Below are 18,383 nucleotides of genomic sequence, written 5' to 3'. Positions count from 1 at the left end.
TCGAGTGGTACGTCACACTGTCGTTCAGAGGCGGCAGAATCTTGCCAGCCTGTTAAAATGCCCGCCCTTTTCGCTCAAAGACTCCCAAAACCCTGTATGTCCCGACTCAATCCCCGGCAGCAAGAAGCCGTGAACTACGTCGGCGGCCCTCTATTGGTGCTCGCCGGTGCTGGCTCCGGCAAGACCAGCGTGATCACCCGCAAGATCGCGCACCTGATCCAGAACTGCGGCATCCGTGCCCAGTACATCGTCGCCATGACCTTTACCAACAAGGCGGCGCGGGAAATGAAAGAGCGCGTCGGCACCCTGCTCAAGGGTGGCGAAGGCCGTGGCCTCACTGTGTGTACCTTCCACAACCTGGGGCTGAACATCATCCGCAAGGAGCATGTGCGGCTGGGCTACAAGCCGGGCTTCTCGATCTTCGACGAGACCGACGTCAAGGCCCTGATGACCGACATCATGCAGAAGGAATACGCGGGCGACGACGGGGTCGACGAGATCAAGAACATGATCGGCTCGTGGAAAAACGACCTGATCCTGCCGCCCGAAGCCCTGGAAAACGCGCGCAACCCCAAGGAGCAGACCGCCGCCATCGTCTACACCCACTACCAGCGCACGCTCAAGGCGTTCAACGCGGTGGACTTCGACGACCTGATCCTGCTGCCGGTGAAGCTGTTCCAGGAACACGCCGATATCCTCGAAAAGTGGCAGAACAAGGTGCGCTACCTGCTGGTGGACGAATACCAGGACACCAACGCCAGCCAATACCTGCTGGTGAAGCTGCTGATCGGCACGCGCAACCAGTTCACCGTGGTCGGCGACGATGACCAGTCGATCTACGCCTGGCGCGGTGCGCGCCCGGAAAACCTGATGCTGCTCAAGGACGACTACCCGTCCCTGAAAGTGGTGATGCTGGAGCAGAACTACCGCTCCACCAGCCGCATCCTGCGTTGCGCCAACGTGCTGATCTCGAACAACCCCCACGAATTCGAAAAACAGCTGTGGAGCGAGATGGGCCACGGCGATGAGATCCGCGTGATCCGCTGCCGCAACGAAGATGCCGAAGCCGAGCGCGTGGCCGTGGAAATCCTCAGCCTGCACCTGCGCACCGACCGGCCCTACAGCGACTTTGCGATCCTCTATCGCGGCAACTACCAGGCCAAGCTGATCGAGCTGAAGTTGCAGCACCATCAGGTGCCGTATCGTCTGTCCGGCGGCAACAGCTTTTTCGGACGCCAGGAAGTAAAGGATCTGATGGCCTACTTCCGGCTGATCGTGAACCCGGATGACGACAACGCCTTCCTGCGCGTGATCAACGTGCCGCGCCGGGAAATCGGCTCCACCACCCTGGAAAAGCTCGGCAACTACGCCACCGAACGCAAGATCTCGATGTACGCCGCCACCGACGAAATCGGCCTGGGCGAACACCTGGACACGCGCTTCACCGATCGCCTGTCGCGCTTCAAGCGCTTTATGGACAGGGTGCGCGAGCAATGCGCCGGCGAAGACCCGATCAGCGCCCTGCGCAGCATGGTCATGGATATCGACTATGAAAACTGGCTGCGCACCAACAGCTCCAGCGACAAGGCCGCGGACTACCGCATGGGCAACGTCTGGTTTCTGATCGAGGCGCTGAAGAACACCCTGGAAAAAGACGAAGACGGCGAAATGACCGTCGAAGACGCCATCGGCAAGCTGGTGCTGCGCGACATGCTCGAGCGCCAGCAGGAAGAGGAAGACGGCGCCGAAGGTGTGCAAATGATGACCTTGCATGCGTCCAAGGGACTGGAATTCCCCTACGTGTTCATCATGGGCATGGAAGAGGAAATCCTCCCACACCGCTCCAGTATCGAAGCCGACACCATCGAGGAAGAACGGCGCCTGGCCTACGTGGGCATTACCCGCGCACGTCAGACCCTGGCCTTCACCTTTGCGGCCAAGCGCAAGCAATACGGCGAAATCATCGACTGCGCCCCAAGCCGGTTCCTCGATGAGCTGCCACCGGACGACCTGGCCTGGGAAGGCAACGACGACACCCCAACTGAAGTCAAGGCGGTACGCGGCAACACCGCCCTGGCGGATATACGCGCGATGCTAAAGCGCTAGAATCGACTACTTTTTAATCTACTTTCGGCGCCCCTTGCGCCACCAGAGGAAGCTTTTGTGGAAGCACTGCACAAGAAAATTCGCGAAGAAGGCATCGTGCTTTCCGACCAGGTACTCAAGGTCGACGCCTTTCTGAACCATCAGATCGACCCGGCGCTGATGAAACTGATCGGCGACGAATTCGCCGCGCTGTTCAAGGATTCGGGGATCACCAAGATCGTCACCATCGAAGCCTCAGGCATCGCGCCAGCGATCATGACCGGCCTGAACCTGGGCGTGCCGGTGATCTTCGCCCGCAAGCAGCAGTCCCTGACCCTGACGGAAAACCTGCTGTCGGCGACGGTGTATTCCTTCACCAAGAAAGTCGAAAGCACCGTGGCAATCTCTCCACGCCACCTGACCAGCAGCGACCGCGTGCTGGTGATCGACGACTTCCTGGCCAACGGCAAGGCGTCCCAGGCGCTGATTTCGATCATCAAACAGGCCGGCGCCACCGTGGCGGGCCTGGGGATTGTGATCGAGAAGTCGTTCCAGGGCGGGCGTGCTGAGCTGGATGCCCAGGGTTACCGGGTTGAGTCGCTGGCGCGGGTCAAGTCCCTGGCCGGTGGCGTCGTGACCTTCATCGATTAAACCTGAGCGGGCACGCTTAAAAATGTGGGAGCGGGCTTGCTCGCGATAGCGGTCTGTCAGTCAACTCACGAGTGGCTGATCCATTGCTATCGCGAGCACGCCCGCTCCCACATTTGGTTTGTGGTGGCCGTTAGTGTGCAGTGGCCTTAAGGCCAGCAAGCAATAGGCGCTGATACAATTCCTCTTTAAACCCCTCCGGCTTATCCAGGCGCATCCGCACCAAGTGCTCGGGAAACGCCTCAGGCTCAGGCGCATCCAGCGCCGCTTTGCCCAACTCCAGAATCTCCGTCAGCTTGAATTTGCTCTTGAGCCAGTTCAACGCGCGCAACAAATCCCGTTCTTCATCGGTGAAGTCACTGCCCAGCGGGTACTCCGGGAACAGCCTTGAATGCCGTGCTTGCACCGCCTGCAAACGCTCTGGCGTGTTGTCGGCAAAGCGCGGGTCGAGCTGAAAGTCCTTGGGCAACTTGCCGGCTTTTTGCGCCTGCTCGATCAAGTCCGCCTGGAAGCGTGAGTCGGTGATATTGAGCAGCGCCTCGATCACCTTGGCGTCGGTCTGGCCACGCAGGTCGGCGATGCCGTATTCGGTGATGACAATATCGCGCAAGTGCCGGGGAATCGTGCAATGGCCATATTCCCAGACGATATTGGAGCTGACATCACCGCCCGCTTCACGCCAGCTGCGCAGGATCAGGATCGAGCGCGCGCCCTCCAGCGCATGGCCCTGAGCCACAAAGTTGTATTGCCCACCCACGCCACTGAGCACGCGACCGTCTTCCAGTTGGTCGGCAACGCCAGCGCCCAGCAACGTGACCATGATGGCGCTGTTGATAAACCGCGCATCCAGGCGCTGTAAACGCTTGAGTTCTTCCTGCCCGTACAGCTCGTTGATATAGCTGATGCGGGTCATGTTGAATTCCAGGCGCTTGGCGTGGGTCATTTCCTGCAAGCGCTGGTAAAAACTGCGGGGGCCGAGGAAGAAGCCACCGTGGATCGACACGCCATCCGGTTGTGCCGCGTCGTCCAGCAGACCCGCATTGGCCTGCTGCTGCGTCGCCACATCGGGGTACACCTTGCGCCGCACAATACCGGCGTCGGCCAGCACCAGCAGGCCATTGACGAACATTTCGCTGCAGCCATAGAGGCCCCGGGCAAACGGCTCGACCCCGCCCTCGCGGCTGATCAGCGGCGCCCATTGGTACACATCCAGGTCGGTGAGCAACTGCCGGTAGCCTTCGTTATCGGCCTGACGCGCCAGCAATGCGGCAGTCAGGGCGTCGCCCATCGAACCGATACCGATCTGCAGGGTGCCGCCATCGCGTACCAGGGTACTGGCGTGCAAACCAATGAAGTGGTCCTGCAAACCCACTGGCATGTTCGGCGTGGAAAACAGCGTGGTGCGATCTTTTTCGTCGATCAGGAAGTCGAACTGATCCATGCCCAGCTCGGCATCACCGGGCATGTAGGGCAAATCATCATGCACCTGGCCCACCACCAGGATGGTCTCGCCTGCCGCGCGGCGCTTGGCGATCATCGGTAACAGGTCGAGGGTGATATCGGGGTTGCAGCTCAGGCTCAGGCGATCCGGGTGCTCACTGCTGCTGGCCACCAACTGCGCGATCAGGTTCAGGCCGGCGGCGTTGATATCGCGGGCGGCATGGCTGTAGTTGCTGCTGACGTAATCCTGCTGGGCCGAGGTGCTATGCAGCAGGCTGCCGGGCTGCATAAAAAACTGCTGCACGTGGATATTGGCCGGCAGGCTGTCCTTGCGCAGGGCGGCGAGGAAGTCCAGCTCAGGATAATCGCCGAACACCCGCTCGATAAACGGCTCCAGAAAACGCTTCTGCAAGCCATCGCCCAACGGCGGGCGACCCAGGCTCAGTGCGGTGTAAATCGTCAGCGCCCGCTCAGGCAGCTTGGCGATGCGCCGGTACAAGGCATTGGCAAACAGATTCGCCTTGCCCAGGCCCAGCGGCATACCCATGTGGATATGCGCAGGCAAGCGCTCCAGTACGTCATCGACCGCTTGCTCGATTGAACACAACTGCACCATCCGACCCTCCTGACATTCCATGATTAGGGGTTGGACCGAGCTTGCCGGGTCTTTGCTGCAATGAACAGCCTTGGCCGCCAAATTGCGCCCACAAAAAAGCCGCTGGTCAGCGGCTTTTTGGCGAAGATCGGTTTATTTCAAACCAGACATCTTCTCGATCGCACCCTTGAGGTCAGCATCCGAGCAATCGGCGCAGGTACCTTTAGGCGGCATGGCGTTGATACCAGTGATGGCCTTGGCCAGGATGCCATCAAGGCCGCCCTGGTGGTCGGCGCGCTCTTTCCAGGCGGCGGTGTCACCGATTTTCGGTGCGCCCAACAGGCCAGTGCTGTGGCAAGCATTACAGTGTTTAGCGATGATCTCGTCCGGCGTTTTCGCGCCGCCGCCGCCAGCTGTCACAGCGACTTCCATCCCCTTGCATTCTTCGCCCTGAATACAGACCTTCCCGACGGGTTCAAGACGCTTGGCAATATCATCATTGGTCGCAGCTTGAGCGCTGGCAGCCCAAAGGGCCAGTACGGTTGCTGGTACAGCCAGCATTTTCATAATTAGGTTCACGCGTTCACCCTCATGGTGGCTATTCACGCCTGCGGCCACGGTTTCGCAGGCGGCGAAAGTATAACGGTTAGGCCGCCTCACTGAAACAACCCTATTATCCAAGGGGGGATTCAGCATGGCGAAATACAACTACGGGCACCTCTGCAAGGTAGGCAGGGCGCCTCTTCGGTTAAAAGTTCGCGGGTGTGGCTGCGCTGATTAGTCGCGCCGGCACATCGAACGGATTGCGAAAACGGTGCGGCTTGGTGCTTTCAAAGTAGTAGCTATCGCCGGCTTCGAGCACAAAAGTTTCGACGCCCACGACCAATTCCAGACGACCTTCCAACAGAATCCCGGTTTCCTCGCCATCATGGGTCAGCATTTCCTCGCCCGTATCGGCGCCCGGCGGGTAGATTTCGTTGAGAAACGCAATCGCCCGGCTGGGATGCGCACGGCCCACCAGCTTCATGGTCACCGCACCATCGGAAATGTCGATCAGCTCATTGGCTTTATAGACGATCTGAGTCGGTTTTTCCTGGAGGATCTCCTCGGAAAAAAACTCGACCATCGACATGGGGATGCCGCCCAGCACCTTGCGCAAGGAGCTGATGGAAGGGCTGACACTGTTTTTCTCGATCATCGAAATGGTGCTGTTGGTGACGCCCGCACGTTTGGCGAGTTCACGCTGGGAAAGACCTTTCAGTTTACGGATGGATTGCAGTCGTTCGCCGACGTCCAATGCACGAGCCTCCTAGGATTCAGGCTTTGTTGTAATTGAGCGTTATCATGGCGACAGCGTTCAGTATTTACAACACTTTGGTCTGAATCCCGCTGGACGTCTTCGGCGTCCGGCAGCTAGGCGCCGGAATAGAGCCGTGGCACTCGGCGCAGGTTGCAAAAAATCTGGTAGGGAATGGTGTCAGCAGCGGTCGCCACATCGCTGGCGAGGATGTTTTTGCCCCACAACTCGACGGTAGAGCCCAGGCCGGCCTCGGGCACATCGGTCAGGTCGACACACAGCATGTCCATCGACACCCGCCCCAGCAACTGGCTGCGCTGGCCGGCGACCAGCACCGGCGTACCGGTCGGCGCGTGGCGCGGATAACCGTCGGCATAGCCCATGGCAACCACGCCGATACGCATCGGCTTGGGCGTCACGAACCGTGCGCCATAACCCACGGGCTCGCCCGCCGGCAGTTCGCGCACGCAGATGACTTTCGATTCCAGGGTCATCACCGGCTGCAAACGCGCGGCAACCGCCTGGTCTTCGCCAAAGGGCGTTGCGCCGTAGAGCATGATGCCGGGCCGCACCCAATCACTGGAGACGCCCGGCCAACCCATTACCGACGGCGAGTTGCGCAGGCTGACCTGGGCCGCCAGGCCCTGGCGCGCCGCATCGAATACCGCGACCTGCTCATCGCTGCTTGTGCAGTCCAGTTCATCGGCGCGAGCGAAGTGGCTCATCAACACGATCTTGGCCACTTTGCCACTGGCCAGCAGGCGCTGGTAGGCGTCGTGATAATCCTTGGGATGCAAACCAACCCGGTGCATGCCCGAATCCAGCTTCAACCACACCGTCAGCGGCTTGCTCAGGCGCGCCTGTTCAATCGCCTCCAGTTGCCACAGCGAATGCACCACGCACCACAAGTCATGCTCAATGATCAGCGGCAGTTCGTCGGCCTCGAAGAACCCTTCGAGCAACAACACCGGCCCACGAATTGCGGCGGCGCGCAGCTCCAGCGCCTCCTCGATACAGGCCACGGCAAAACCGTCGGCCTGGTCTTCCAGGGCCTGGGCCACGCGCACGGCACCATGGCCATAGGCGTCGGCCTTGATCACGGCAAGGGCCTTGGCCCCGGTCAGTTCGCGGGCCAATTGGTAGTTGTGGCGCAGGGCTTGTAGGTCGATCAGGGCACGGGCAGGACGCATGGCGGCAGGCTTCTAGGCGGCGGTGGGAAGAAAAAACCGGTACCGGCCAATAGCGCCGGCACCGCAAGAGTGATCGTTTAAGGCAGAGCGGCCACGACAGACAGCTCGACCAGGATTTCTGGCTCACACAGTTTCGACTCGACCGTGGCACGGGCCGGGGCCACGCCTTTTGGCAGCCACTTGTCCCAAACCGCGTTCATGCCGGCAAAGTCGGCGTCGATGTCTTTGAGGTAGATCGTCACCGACAGCAACTTGGTTTTATCGGTACCGGCCAGATCCAGCAAACGCTCGATATTGGCCAGGGTTTCACGGGTCTGCTGTTCAATTCCGGCACTCATGTCGTCGCCGACTTGCCCTGCCAGATACACGGTACCGCTGTGGACAACGATCTGGCTCATGCGCTCATTGGTGAGCTGGCGCTGGATTGACATGTTTTGTGGACTCCTGAGGGTTGCCGTAACGGGAAATATCAAGGCCAGCGGCACTGATCTGCGGGGTTTTCTTCGCCATCAGGTCCGCCAGCAGGCGACCAGAGCCACAGGCCATGGTCCAGCCGAGGGTGCCGTGGCCAGTGTTCAAGAACAGGTTTTTGAAAGGCGTGGCGCCGACGATCGGCGTACCGTCCGGGGTGGTCGGGCGCAGGCCGGTCCAGAACGTCGCTTCGCTCAAATCACCGCCCTGAGGATAAAGGTCGTTGACGATCATCTCCAGGGTTTCGCGCCGACGCGGGTTCAGCGACAGGTCAAAACCGGCTATTTCAGCCATGCCACCGACGCGGATGCGGTTGTCGAAACGGGTGATCGCAACCTTGTAGGTTTCGTCGAGAATAGTCGAAGTCGGGGCCATCGCCGGGTTGGTGATCGGCACGGTCAGGGAGTAACCCTTGAGCGGATACACCGGCGCCTTGATCCCCAGCGGCTTGAGCAACTGCGGCGAGTAACTGCCCAGGGCCAGCACGTAGCGGTCGGCGGTTTCCAGCTTGCCGTCGATCCACACGCCGTTGATGCGATCACCGGCGTGGTCCAGGCGTTGAATGTCCTGCTCAAAACGGAATTCCACCCCCAACTGCTTGCACATGTCGGCCAGGCGGGTGGTGAACATCTGGCAGTCGCCGGTCTGGTCATTGGGCAGGCGCAAGGCACCGGCGAGGATATCCGTGACACTGGCCAGGGCCGGCTCGACGCGGGCAATGCCGGCGCGGTCAAGCAGCTCGAACGGCACGCCGGACTCTTTCAGCACGGCGATATCCTTGGCCGCGCCATCCAGTTGCGCCTGGGTGCGGAACAATTGCGTAGTCCCCAGGCTGCGCCCTTCGTAGGCAATGCCGGTTTCGGCGCGCAGCTCATCGAGGCAGTCGCGGCTGTACTCGGACAGGCGCACCATGCGTTCTTTGTTCACGGCATAACGGTTGGCCGTGCAGTTGCGCAGCATCTGCGCCATCCACAGGTATTGGTCGATATCGGCGGTGGCCTTGATCGCCAGCGGCGCATGCCGCTGCAGCAGCCACTTGATGGCCTTGAGCGGCACACCTGGCGCGGCCCACGGCGATGCATAGCCGGGCGAGACCTGGCCGGCGTTGGCGAAGCTGGTCTCCATTGCAACGGCCGGCTGGCGGTCGACCACGACCACCTCAAAACCGGCACGCGCCAAATAGTAGGCACTGGCCACACCAATGACACCGCTACCCAAGACCAAAACCCGCATTTTTATATCCTCATCACGGCTTGACCGCTGACGTTTGTTGTTCGGCACAAAGATGTGAGCAGTATAAAAAGCAATGACCAGTGCATTTCACTATATAAGTGCCTATATTTGGCGACAATTCTCGGCAAAAACCCTTTTCACGGAGGAGCATCCCCTATGCGGACCAATACCCAGACCAAGCGGGAGCTGGACAAGATCGACCGCAACATCCTGCGCATCCTGCAGGCCGACGGGCGGATTTCGTTTACCGAGCTAGGGGAGAAGGTAGGACTGTCGACCACGCCGTGCACCGAACGGGTCCGGCGCCTGGAGCGCGAGGGGATCATCATGGGCTACAACGCCCGCCTCAATCCGCAGCACTTGAAGGGTAGCCTGCTGGTGTTTGTCGAGATCAGCCTCGACTACAAATCCGGCGATACCTTCGAAGAATTCCGACGTGCCGTGCTGAAACTGCCCCATGTGCTGGAGTGCCACCTGGTCTCAGGGGATTTCGACTATCTGGTGAAGGCGCGGATTTCCGAGATGGCGTCGTACCGCAAACTGCTGGGCGATATCCTGCTCAAGCTGCCCCATGTGCGCGAGTCCAAGAGCTATATCGTGATGGAAGAGGTGAAGGAGAGCCTGAACCTGCCGATCCCGGATTGACCCTGTGGGCGCTACACCGTCATCGCAGGCAAGCCAGCTCCCACCTTTTGACCGGGTACATCTGTCAGACCAGCACCTGCCGCGTCGTCGCCATGTACTCGTGAATCTGCTTCTCCACCCGCGGGTGAATCAGCTCCACCGGGCCTCGATTGTTGGGGCATGGCAGGCTGGGCGTGGTACCAAACAACCTACAGATCAACGGGCGCTCGTCGTACACCGTGCAACCGTTGGGCCCCAGGTGCACACAGTTCAGCTCATCCATGGCCGCTTCCTGCTCGGCCGCAGTCTTGCGCGGCAGGCGCGACATTTCCTCGGTGGATGTAGTCACCGGCCCACAGCAATCATGGCAACCCGGCACACACTCGAACGAGGGGATCTGCCGGCGCAGCGCGTTGACTTTCTGGCTGTTGCAACTCATCGAACCCATACCGAACGGCGAATAGGCGTGGATTTTGCCCTAAAAGCCCCGAGTGAGACAGCTTCACCCGACCGCTGTATCCTGCGTCAAATTTTCCAAACACGGATGCTCCCCATGACCGCCAGCGCCCGGCACACCGCTTCCTACTACGCCGCCAGCAGCCTGGCGCAACCCGATTACCCGGCACTGGCGGGCGAAGTGGTCGCCGATGTGTGCGTGGTCGGCGGCGGGTTTTCCGGGCTGAACACCGCGCTGGAGCTGGCTGAGCGGGGCTTTAGCGTGGTGCTGCTGGAGGCACGCAAGATCGCCTGGGGCGCCAGCGGGCGCAACGGTGGGCAGTTGATTCGCGGCGTCGGCCATGGCCTCGATCAGTTTGCCAATGTGGTCGGCAGCGAAGGCGTGCGGCAGATGAAGCTGATGGGCCTGGAAGCCGTGGAAATCGTGCGCCAGCGGGTCGAGCGCTTCCAGATTGATTGCGACCTGACCTGGGGCTACTGCGACCTGGCCAACAAGCCCCGCGACTTGCAGGGCCTGACCGCCGACGCCGAAGAGCTGCACGACTTGGGCTATCGCCACGAACTGCGCCTGCTGCAAGCCGGGGAGATGCGCAGCGTGATCGGCTCCGACCGTTACGTGGGCGGCATGATCGACATGGGCTCCGGCCACCTGCACCCGCTGAACCTGGCCCTTGGCGAAGCGGGCGCCGCGCAGCAACTGGGCGTGAGGCTGTTCGAGCAGTCCGAAGCCCTGCGCATCGACTACGGCCCTGAAGTCAAAGTCCACACCGCCCACGGCAGTGTGCGCGCCAAGACCCTGGTGCTGGGCTGCAATGCCTACCTCAATGGCCTCAACCCTCACCTGAGCGGCAAGGTGCTGCCCGCCGGCAGCTACATCATTGCCACCGAACCCTTGAGCCCAACCCAGGCCGCCGAGTTACTGCCGCAAAACATGGCGGTGTGTGATCAGCGGGTCACGGTGGACTACTTCCGCTTGTCGGCCGACCGGCGCCTGCTGTTTGGCGGTGCTTGCCACTATTCCGGACGCGATCCCCAGGACATTGGCGCCTATATGCGGCCGAAGATGCTCAAGGTCTTCCCGCAATTGGCCGAAGCGAAGATCGACTATCAATGGGGCGGCATGATCGGCATCGGCGCCAACCGCCTGCCGCAGATTGGCCGGCTGGCCGACCAGCCCAATGTGTACTTTGCCCAGGCCTACGCCGGCCATGGCCTGAACGCCACCCACCTGGCCGGCAAACTGTTGGCCGAAGCCATCAGCGGCCAGCAGAGTGGGCGCTTCGATCTGTTTGCCCAGGTGCCACACATCACCTTCCCTGGCGGCAAGCACTTGCGCTCACCGCTGCTGGCCCTGGGCATGCTCTGGCACCGCCTGAAAGAACTGCTCTGACTCAACCGCGCCAGAACGGCTTCAAGCCTTCCCGGCGCGCTTGTTCAGTACTCAAGCCGATATCGCGCAGTTGCTCCGGGGTCAGGTCCAGCAAGGCCTGGCGCGTGTGGCGACGGCGCCAGAACAGTTCCCAACGGCTCGGATTACCCGGCGCCAGCCCGGTCAGCTCGCGCTCCTGCCCTGCTTCCAGTTCCTGACTGTGTAATGCCAGCCGCACATCGCTCAAGCCACTCATTGTCCTGCCCCTCATTTGCCTGTTGCCATGAGTGACTAGAATGGACGGCACGGCAAAACCATTACAGATTCAACCAACTTTTATTAAATCCATACAGATACTCCCAACCACGGGCTGAATCCTGTATTTTCCTCACATCTGTACTGGTCCCCTGGGAGCGACCGCCATGACCCTCTACGTCAACCTCGCCGAACTGCTGGGCACCCGTATCGAACAGGGCTTCTATCGCCCCGGCGATCGCTTACCCTCCGTGCGTGCCTTGAGTGTGGAACACGGGGTCAGCCTGAGCACCGTGCAACAGGCTTACCGAATGCTCGAAGACAACGGCCTGGCGACGCCAAAGCCGAAATCCGGCTACTTCGTGCCCGTCGGTCGCGAACTGCCCGCGCTGCCTGCCGTGGGTCGGCCGGCCCAGCGCCCGGTGGAGATTTCCCAGTGGGACCAGGTGCTGGAACTGATCCGCGCGGTGCCGCGCAAAGATGTCATACAGATGGGCCGTGGCATGCCGGATGTCCTGTCACCGACCATCAAACCCCTGCTGCGCAGCCTGGCCCGGGTCAGCCGCCGCCAGGATCTGCCAGGCCTGTACTACGACAATATCTACGGCTGTATGGAGCTGCGTGAACAAATAGCCCGTCTGTCATTGGATTCCGGCTGCCAACTCGACGCCCAGGACATCGTGATCACCACCGGCTGCCATGAGGCACTGTCCTCCAGCATCCGTGCCATTTGCGAGCCCGGCGATATCGTCGCCGTCGACTCGCCAAGCTTCCACGGCGCCATGCAGACCCTCAAGGGCCTGGGCATGAAAGCCCTGGAAATCCCCACCGACCCGCTCACCGGCATCAGCCTGGAAGCCCTGGAACTGGCCCTGGAGCAATGGCCGATCAAAGTCATCCAACTGACCCCCAACTGCAACAACCCCCTGGGCTACATCATGCCCGAGGCACGCAAACGGGCGCTGCTGACCCTGGCCCAGCGCTTTGACGTGGCGATTATCGAGGACGATGTGTATGGCGAGCTGGCCTACAGCTACCCGCGACCACGCACCATCAAATCCTTCGACGAAGATGGCCGCGTCCTACTCTGCAGTTCCTTCTCCAAAACCCTGGCCCCCGGCCTGCGGATCGGTTGGGTAGCGCCGGGCCGCTATCTGGAGCGGGTGCTGCACATGAAATACATCAGCACCGGCTCCACCGCCACCCAGCCGCAGATCGCCATTGCCGAGTTCCTCAAGAACGGGCACTTCGAGCCGCATTTGCGGCGGATGCGCAGCCAATACCAGCGCAATCGCGACCTGATGCTCGATTGGGTCAGCCGCTATTTCCCCGCCGGGACCCGCGCCAGCCGGCCCCAGGGCAGCTTTATGTTGTGGGTGGAACTGCCAGAAGGTTTCGACACCCTCAAGCTCAACCGGGCCCTGGTCGAGCAAGGCGTACAGATTGCCGTGGGCAGCATCTTCTCGGCCTCGGGCAAATACCGTAACTGCCTGCGGATGAACTACGCTGCCAAGCCAACCCCCCAGATTGAAGAGGCGGTGCGCAAGGTCGGGGCAACGGCGATCAAAATGCTCGCCGAAGCCGAACAGCGGGTGGACTGACCTTTTGCCAGCAATCACCGTCATATGCCCACCAACGCCCTGATTCGGAACCTGTCGCCTTGATGAGCCAACGGCTGTTAGCGTTTTTTTTGCTGGGGTTCCTGGGCCTGGGCGGTTGCGCCACCCTGGATGTGCCCAGGGTGGCCAGCGAGGCGCTGCCGGCGACGCAGTCCGCCTTTGGCCGCTCGATCCAGGCCCAGGCCGCGCCCTACCAGGGCCGCTCCGGGTTCCGCCTGCTGCCCAACAGCAGCGAAGCGTTCATGGCTCGCGCCGAATTGATCCGCAATGCCCAGACCAGCCTCGACTTGCAGTACTACATCGTCCATGACGGCATCAGCACGCGCATGCTGGTGGCCGAGCTACTCACGGCGGCCGACCGTGGCGTGCGGGTGCGCATCCTCCTGGATGACACCACCAGCGACGGCCTGGACCAGATCATCGCCACCCTGGCCGCGCACCCGCAGATCCAGATTCGCCTGTTCAACCCCTTGCACCTGGGGCGCAGCACCGGCGTGACACGGGCCATGGGCCGGCTGTTCAACCTGTCGCTGCAGCACCGGCGCATGCACAACAAGCTGTGGCTGGCGGACAACAGCGTGGCGATTGTCGGCGGGCGCAACCTGGGGGATGAGTATTTCGATGCCGAGCCCAACCTGAACTTCACCGATATCGACATGCTCAGCGTCGGGCCTGTGGCCGAGCAACTGGGCCACAGCTTTGACCAGTACTGGAACAGTGCGCTGAGCAAACCCATTGCCGACTTCATCTCCAGCGCCCCGTCCTCCCGCGACCTGGCCACGGCGCGGGGGCTTCTGGAGAACTCCCTGGCCGAGTCGCGCCAGCAAAACCATGCCCTGTACAACCGCCTGCGCACCTACCAGACCCAGCCCCGCATGGACATCTGGCGGCGGGAGCTGATCTGGGCATGGAACCAGGCGCTGTGGGATGCGCCGAGCAAGGTGCTGGCCAAGGCCGATCCCGACCCGCAACTGTTGCTCACCACCCAACTGGGGCCGGAGCTGGAAGGCGTGCACAGCGAACTGATGATGATTTCGGCCTACTTCGTCCCCGGTCAGCCGGGCCTGGTGTACCTGACCGGCCGCGCGGACGCCGGTGTCGACGTGCGTCTGCTGACCAACGCCCTGGAGGCCACCGACGTACCGGCAGTGCATGGCGGCTATGCGCCCTATCGCAAGGCGCTGTTGGAGCACGGGGTGAAACTGTACGAACTGCGCCGCCAACCGGGCGACGGCGGCGGCAGTGGCCCGCACCTGCTGGGCAGCCGCGCACTGCATGGCTCGGACTCCAGCCTGCACAGCAAGGCGATGATCTTTGATCGGCAGAAGTCGTTTATCGGCTCATTCAATTTCGACCCGCGTTCGGTGCTGTGGAACACCGAGGTTGGCGTGCTGGTGGACAGCCCCGAACTGGCCGAGCACGTACGCAACCTGGCCCTGCAAGGGATGGCGCCGGCCTTGAGCTATGAGGCGAAGCTGCAGGATGGCCAGGTGGTATGGGTGACAGAAGACAACGGCCAGTTGCACACCCTGACCCGCGAGCCGGGCAGTTGGTGGCGCCGCTTCAATGCCTGGTTTGCCACCACTGTGGGCCTGGAGCGCATGCTCTAAGCACCACCAAAATCCAATCTGGGAGCACTTCCAGGTCAGGCCGGCTGCTCGGCGCCAAACGCCCCTTGGCGCAACAACAGAATCACCAGCCCCAAGGCCCCCGCCGCCATTAACAATGGCAACGCATGCCCGCTGATCCACTGGCTGCCCGCGCCCGCCACCAGTGGGCCGATCAGGCAACCAATCCCCCACAACTGCGCAATATGGGCATTGGCCCGCACCAACGCATCGTCACGGTAGCGCTCGCCGATCAGGATCAACGACAAGGTGAACAAGCCCCCGGCGCTGGCACCGAACAGCACCCAGATCGGCCAGATCAGCCAGGTATCGAGCAGCGGCGCAATGGCCAGGCTCGATAACAGCAACAGCACCGCGCACCCCAAAAACAGGGTACGCCTGGGCAGGTAATCGGCCAGCGCGCCAATCGGCAATTGCAGCAAGGCATCGCCGACCACCACGGTGCTGACCATCGCCAGCGCCACCTCAGCGGTAAAACCCTGCTGCAGGCAATACACCGGCAGCAGCGTCAGAATCATCGCCTCGAACGCGGCAAACAACGCCACCGCCCAGGCAATCGCCGGCAGGCCCCGGCAAAAAACCCACAAGTCGCCAAAGGTCACGCTGAAGGCCTCCGCCGTCGGCGCCCCGCTGCGCCCCAGCAGCAGGAACGGCGCAACGATCAGCAGGCCGACGCCGACCCAGAAGCCATAGTCATGATCGGTCCCCAGTACGCCGAGCAACAACGGCCCCGACAGCTGGCTCAAGGCGTAGGTACAGCCATACAGCGCCACCAGCCGGCCACGCCACTGCTCCACCACCAGTTGATTGATCCAGCTTTCGCCGAGGATAAACACGATGGTCAGGATCACCCCGATCATCAACCGCAGCACCAGCCACACCGGATAGCTGGGCAGTACCGCCAGCAAACCGATGGAAATCGCCCCGGCCCACAGGCACAGACGCATCAGGTTCGCCGTGCCCAACCAGGAGGCCAGGCGGCTGGAGACCTTGGCGCCCAACAACACACCGAACGCCGGCATCGCCGCCATGATGCCGATGGCAAAGTTGCCATAGCCCCAGCTTTCCAGGCGCAGGGACACCAGCGGCATGCTCACGCCCAAGGCGAGGCCGACGCTGAGTACCGAGGCCAGGACGGCGAAGTAAGTCGCCCAACGCATTGCCACGCTCCTGTGAGTTATTTCCAGATCACGCAAAATACTGTGGGAGCGGGCTTGCTCGCGATGAGGGAGTACCAGCCAACTCATGAGTGACTGATATACCGCTATCGCGGGCAAGCCCGCTCCCACATGTGGATCTACTGCAGCTGGTGCCCGGAGTCCGGGTTTACAGCTTGATCCAGGTCGCCTTCAGCTCGGTGTACTTGTCGAACGCGTGCAGCGACTTGTCGCGACCGTTGCCCGACTGCTTGAACCCGCCAAATGGCGCAGTCATGTCGCCGCCATCGTACTGGTTGACCCACACGCTACCGGCGCGCAGGGCCTTGGCGGTCAGGTGCGCCTTGGAGATATCCGAAGTCCAGACCGCAGCGGCCAGGCCATAAGGCGTGTCGTTGGCAATCGCCACGGCTTCTTCAGCGCTGTCGAACGTCAGCACCGATAGCACGGGGCCAAAGATCTCTTCCTGGGCAATCTTCATGGCGTTGGTCACGCCGTCGAAAATCGTCGGTTCGACGTAGGTACCGCCAGTTTCCTGCAGGGTGCGCTTGCCACCGGCCACCAGCTTGGCGCCATCGGCGTGCCCGGCTTCGATGTACGACAGCACGGTGTTCATCTGCTGGGTATCCACCAGCGCGCCGACGTTGGTAGCCGGGTCCAGCGGGTTGCCCGGCTTCCAGCCCTTGAGGGCCTCGATCACCATTGGCAGGAATTTGTCCTTGATCGAACGCTCCACCAGCAGGCGCGAACCGGCAGTGCAGACTTCGCCCTGGTTGAAAGCAATGGCGCCAGCCGCGGATTCGGCAGCGGCTTGCAGGTCCGGGGCATCGGCAAACACGATGTTCGGGCTCTTGCCGCCAGCTTCCAGCCAGACACGTTTCATGTTCGATTCGCCGGAGTAGATCATCAGTTGCTTGGCGATCTTGGTCGAACCGGTGAACACCAGGGTATCGACGTCCATATGCAGCGCCAGGGCCTTGCCGACAGTGTGGCCATAACCCGGCAGCACGTTGAGCACACCCTTGGGGATACCCGCTTCAACGGCCAGGGCAGCGATGCGGATGGCGGTCAGCGGCGATTTTTCCGAAGGCTTGAGCACGACCGAGTTACCGGTGGACAGCGCCGGCCCCAGCTTCCAGCAGGCCATCATCAGCGGGAAGTTCCACGGCACGATGGCCGCCACTACGCCGACGGGCTCGCGGGTCACCAGGCCCAGTTGGTCATGGGGGGTGGCGGCGACTTCGTCGTAAATCTTGTCGATGGCCTCGCCACTCCAGCTCAGGGCTTGCGCCGCGCCAGGGATGTCGATGCCCAGGGAATCGCCGATGGGCTTGCCCATGTCCAGGGTTTCGAGCAGGGCCAGCTCTTCGGCGTTGGCCTTGAGCAGCGCGGCGAAACGGATCATGGTGGCTTTGCGCTTGGCCGGGGCCAGGCGAGACCAGGCGCCGGAGTTGAAAGTGGCGCGGGCGTTTTCCACGGCGCGCTGGGCGTCGGCGACGTCACAGCTGGCAACCTTGGTCAGCAGGCGGCCATCGACTGGGCTGAGGCATTCGAACGTGTCGCCGGAAACTGCGGCGGTGTACTCGCCATTGATATAGGCGCGGCCTTCGATCTTCAGATCCTTGGCGCGTTGTTCCCAGTCGGCACGGGTCAGGGTGGTCATGCGAGTGTCCTCCTCTTATTAAATATAAGGGACCGGCGTTATAACCGTTCCCTTCCAAATGCTTGCCCGGCCAGCCAGCTATTCGGTCCGAGGCACCCGCCACCCTAAACCAGCCGCAAGGGATGTTTCAATATATTTGACATAACGGCCGCAAACGCCCTTGCGATGTTCATTTTAATAAACATAGACTTTGGCTCTCCAACCCCAGGCCTAGACGGGATACGTGCATGAACATTCAGGATGTCGTCGATTTCAGCCAGGCGAACACCGCCGCCGAACGCTACCGCCCCGCCACAGAAAAAATCCTCAAGGGCGACCCCGAGCAGACGCTCTTCAACCACTACAACAGCCCGTGCGGCCAGATGAACGCCGGGGTATGGGAAGGTGAAGTCGGGCAATGGACGGTGAACTACACCGAACACGAGTACTGCGAGATCGTGCAGGGGGTTTCGGTGCTACGCGATGCCGAAGGCAACGCCAAGACCTTGCGCGCCGGTGACCGCTTCGTGATCCCGGCCGGCTTCAATGGCACCTGGGAAGTGCTGGAGCCGTGCCGCAAGATCTACGTGGTGTTCGAAGAAAAAGCCTGATCGGTCGACCGCGACTTTTCAAAAGGCAAAAAAAACCCGCATCGTGAGATGCGGGTTTTTTTC

17 protein-coding genes are annotated in these 18,383 nt (G+C 61.6%); 7 read left to right on the top strand and 10 right to left on the bottom strand.

Translation table 11 applies throughout. The features are described from left to right. The first annotated feature begins 96 nt into the window (after positions 1-96). A complete protein-coding gene (gene rep / locus HBR93_RS07165; RefSeq protein ID WP_057440498.1) occupies positions 97-2,106 on the top strand; it encodes a DNA helicase Rep in 2,010 nt (669 codons plus the stop codon). Between the two features lie 57 nt (positions 2,107-2,163). Beyond that, on the top strand, positions 2,164-2,736 hold the full coding sequence (locus HBR93_RS07160; protein WP_029289761.1) for a xanthine phosphoribosyltransferase: 573 nt from the start codon (positions 2,164-2,166) through the stop codon (positions 2,734-2,736). Between the two features lie 130 nt (positions 2,737-2,866). On the opposite strand, the gene HBR93_RS07155 is transcribed toward HBR93_RS07160, so the two are convergent. From HBR93_RS07155 to dadA, 6 genes are all read right to left on the bottom strand, one after another. Further along, complete coding sequence (locus HBR93_RS07155; RefSeq protein ID WP_169960067.1) at positions 2,867-4,789, bottom strand: acetyl-CoA hydrolase/transferase family protein; 1,923 nt, start codon at positions 4,787-4,789, stop codon at positions 2,867-2,869. A 132-nt stretch (positions 4,790-4,921) separates the two neighbouring features. Then, positions 4,922-5,335 (bottom strand): c-type cytochrome, encoded by a 414-nt coding sequence (locus HBR93_RS07150; protein ID WP_032856832.1) that lies wholly within the window; start codon positions 5,333-5,335, stop codon positions 4,922-4,924. A 181-nt stretch (positions 5,336-5,516) separates the two neighbouring features. Beyond that, complete coding sequence (locus HBR93_RS07145; protein WP_029289768.1) at positions 5,517-6,065, bottom strand: cupin domain-containing protein; 549 nt, start codon at positions 6,063-6,065, stop codon at positions 5,517-5,519. A gap of 116 nt (positions 6,066-6,181) precedes the next feature. Next, entirely contained in the window at positions 6,182-7,255 is a 1,074-nt protein-coding gene (alr, locus tag HBR93_RS07140; RefSeq protein ID WP_057440500.1) for an alanine racemase, read from the bottom strand. A 77-nt stretch (positions 7,256-7,332) separates the two neighbouring features. Then, on the bottom strand, positions 7,333-7,686 hold the full coding sequence (locus HBR93_RS07135) for a RidA family protein (protein WP_032856829.1): 354 nt from the start codon (positions 7,684-7,686) through the stop codon (positions 7,333-7,335). Beyond that, a complete protein-coding gene (dadA, locus tag HBR93_RS07130) occupies positions 7,658-8,959 on the bottom strand; it encodes a D-amino acid dehydrogenase (protein ID WP_029289774.1) in 1,302 nt (433 codons plus the stop codon). The genes HBR93_RS07135 and dadA overlap by 29 nt, the downstream gene beginning before the upstream one ends. A gap of 156 nt (positions 8,960-9,115) precedes the next feature. On the opposite strand from dadA, the gene HBR93_RS07125 reads away from it, so the two are divergent. Then, the gene (locus HBR93_RS07125; protein WP_003206849.1) at positions 9,116-9,604 is read left to right on the top strand and encodes an Lrp/AsnC ligand binding domain-containing protein; all 489 of its coding nucleotides are present in this window, start codon (positions 9,116-9,118) and stop codon (positions 9,602-9,604) included. Positions 9,605-9,668: 64 nt separating this feature from the next. Here the strand turns inward: HBR93_RS07125 and HBR93_RS07120 are convergent, their stop codons facing one another. Next, positions 9,669-10,022 (bottom strand): YkgJ family cysteine cluster protein, encoded by a 354-nt coding sequence (locus HBR93_RS07120; RefSeq protein ID WP_029289779.1) that lies wholly within the window; start codon positions 10,020-10,022, stop codon positions 9,669-9,671. Positions 10,023-10,136: 114 nt separating this feature from the next. Between HBR93_RS07120 and HBR93_RS07115 the strand changes: the two genes are divergently transcribed. Beyond that, positions 10,137-11,429, top strand: a complete 1,293-nt coding sequence (locus HBR93_RS07115) for an FAD-binding oxidoreductase (RefSeq protein ID WP_169960066.1) — start codon at positions 10,137-10,139, stop codon at positions 11,427-11,429. A gap of 1 nt (position 11,430) precedes the next feature. Here the strand turns inward: HBR93_RS07115 and HBR93_RS07110 are convergent, their stop codons facing one another. Next, positions 11,431-11,664: a DUF1127 domain-containing protein gene (locus HBR93_RS07110; protein ID WP_169960065.1), complete on the bottom strand. Its 234-nt coding sequence runs from the start codon at positions 11,662-11,664 to the stop codon at positions 11,431-11,433. A gap of 166 nt (positions 11,665-11,830) precedes the next feature. Between HBR93_RS07110 and HBR93_RS07105 the strand changes: the two genes are divergently transcribed. Both HBR93_RS07105 and HBR93_RS07100 read left to right on the top strand, forming a co-directional pair. Continuing rightward, positions 11,831-13,264 carry a PLP-dependent aminotransferase family protein gene (locus tag HBR93_RS07105; protein ID WP_169960064.1) on the top strand — a complete coding sequence of 478 codons (1,434 nt, stop codon included), beginning with the start codon at positions 11,831-11,833 and terminating at the stop codon, positions 13,262-13,264. Positions 13,265-13,326: 62 nt separating this feature from the next. Next, on the top strand, positions 13,327-14,892 hold the full coding sequence (locus HBR93_RS07100; protein ID WP_169960063.1) for a phospholipase D family protein: 1,566 nt from the start codon (positions 13,327-13,329) through the stop codon (positions 14,890-14,892). A gap of 35 nt (positions 14,893-14,927) precedes the next feature. Here HBR93_RS07100 and HBR93_RS07095 read toward each other — a convergent pair whose 3' ends face one another. Then, positions 14,928-16,070, bottom strand: a complete 1,143-nt coding sequence (locus tag HBR93_RS07095; protein WP_169960062.1) for an MFS transporter — start codon at positions 16,068-16,070, stop codon at positions 14,928-14,930. A 166-nt stretch (positions 16,071-16,236) separates the two neighbouring features. After that, entirely contained in the window at positions 16,237-17,730 is a 1,494-nt protein-coding gene (locus HBR93_RS07090) for an aldehyde dehydrogenase (RefSeq protein ID WP_169960061.1), read from the bottom strand. Positions 17,731-17,957: 227 nt separating this feature from the next. Between HBR93_RS07090 and HBR93_RS07085 the strand changes: the two genes are divergently transcribed. Beyond that, complete coding sequence (locus tag HBR93_RS07085; protein WP_115129280.1) at positions 17,958-18,320, top strand: cupin domain-containing protein; 363 nt, start codon at positions 17,958-17,960, stop codon at positions 18,318-18,320. Positions 18,321-18,383 lie beyond the last annotated feature (63 nt).

This window comes from Pseudomonas sp. WS 5411 (assembly GCF_012985595.1).
GTDB lineage: Bacteria > Pseudomonadota > Gammaproteobacteria > Pseudomonadales > Pseudomonadaceae > Aquipseudomonas > Aquipseudomonas shahriarae.
The sequence above is the reverse complement of the archived record's forward strand: the minus strand, read 5'-3'. Positions and strand labels throughout refer to the sequence as shown.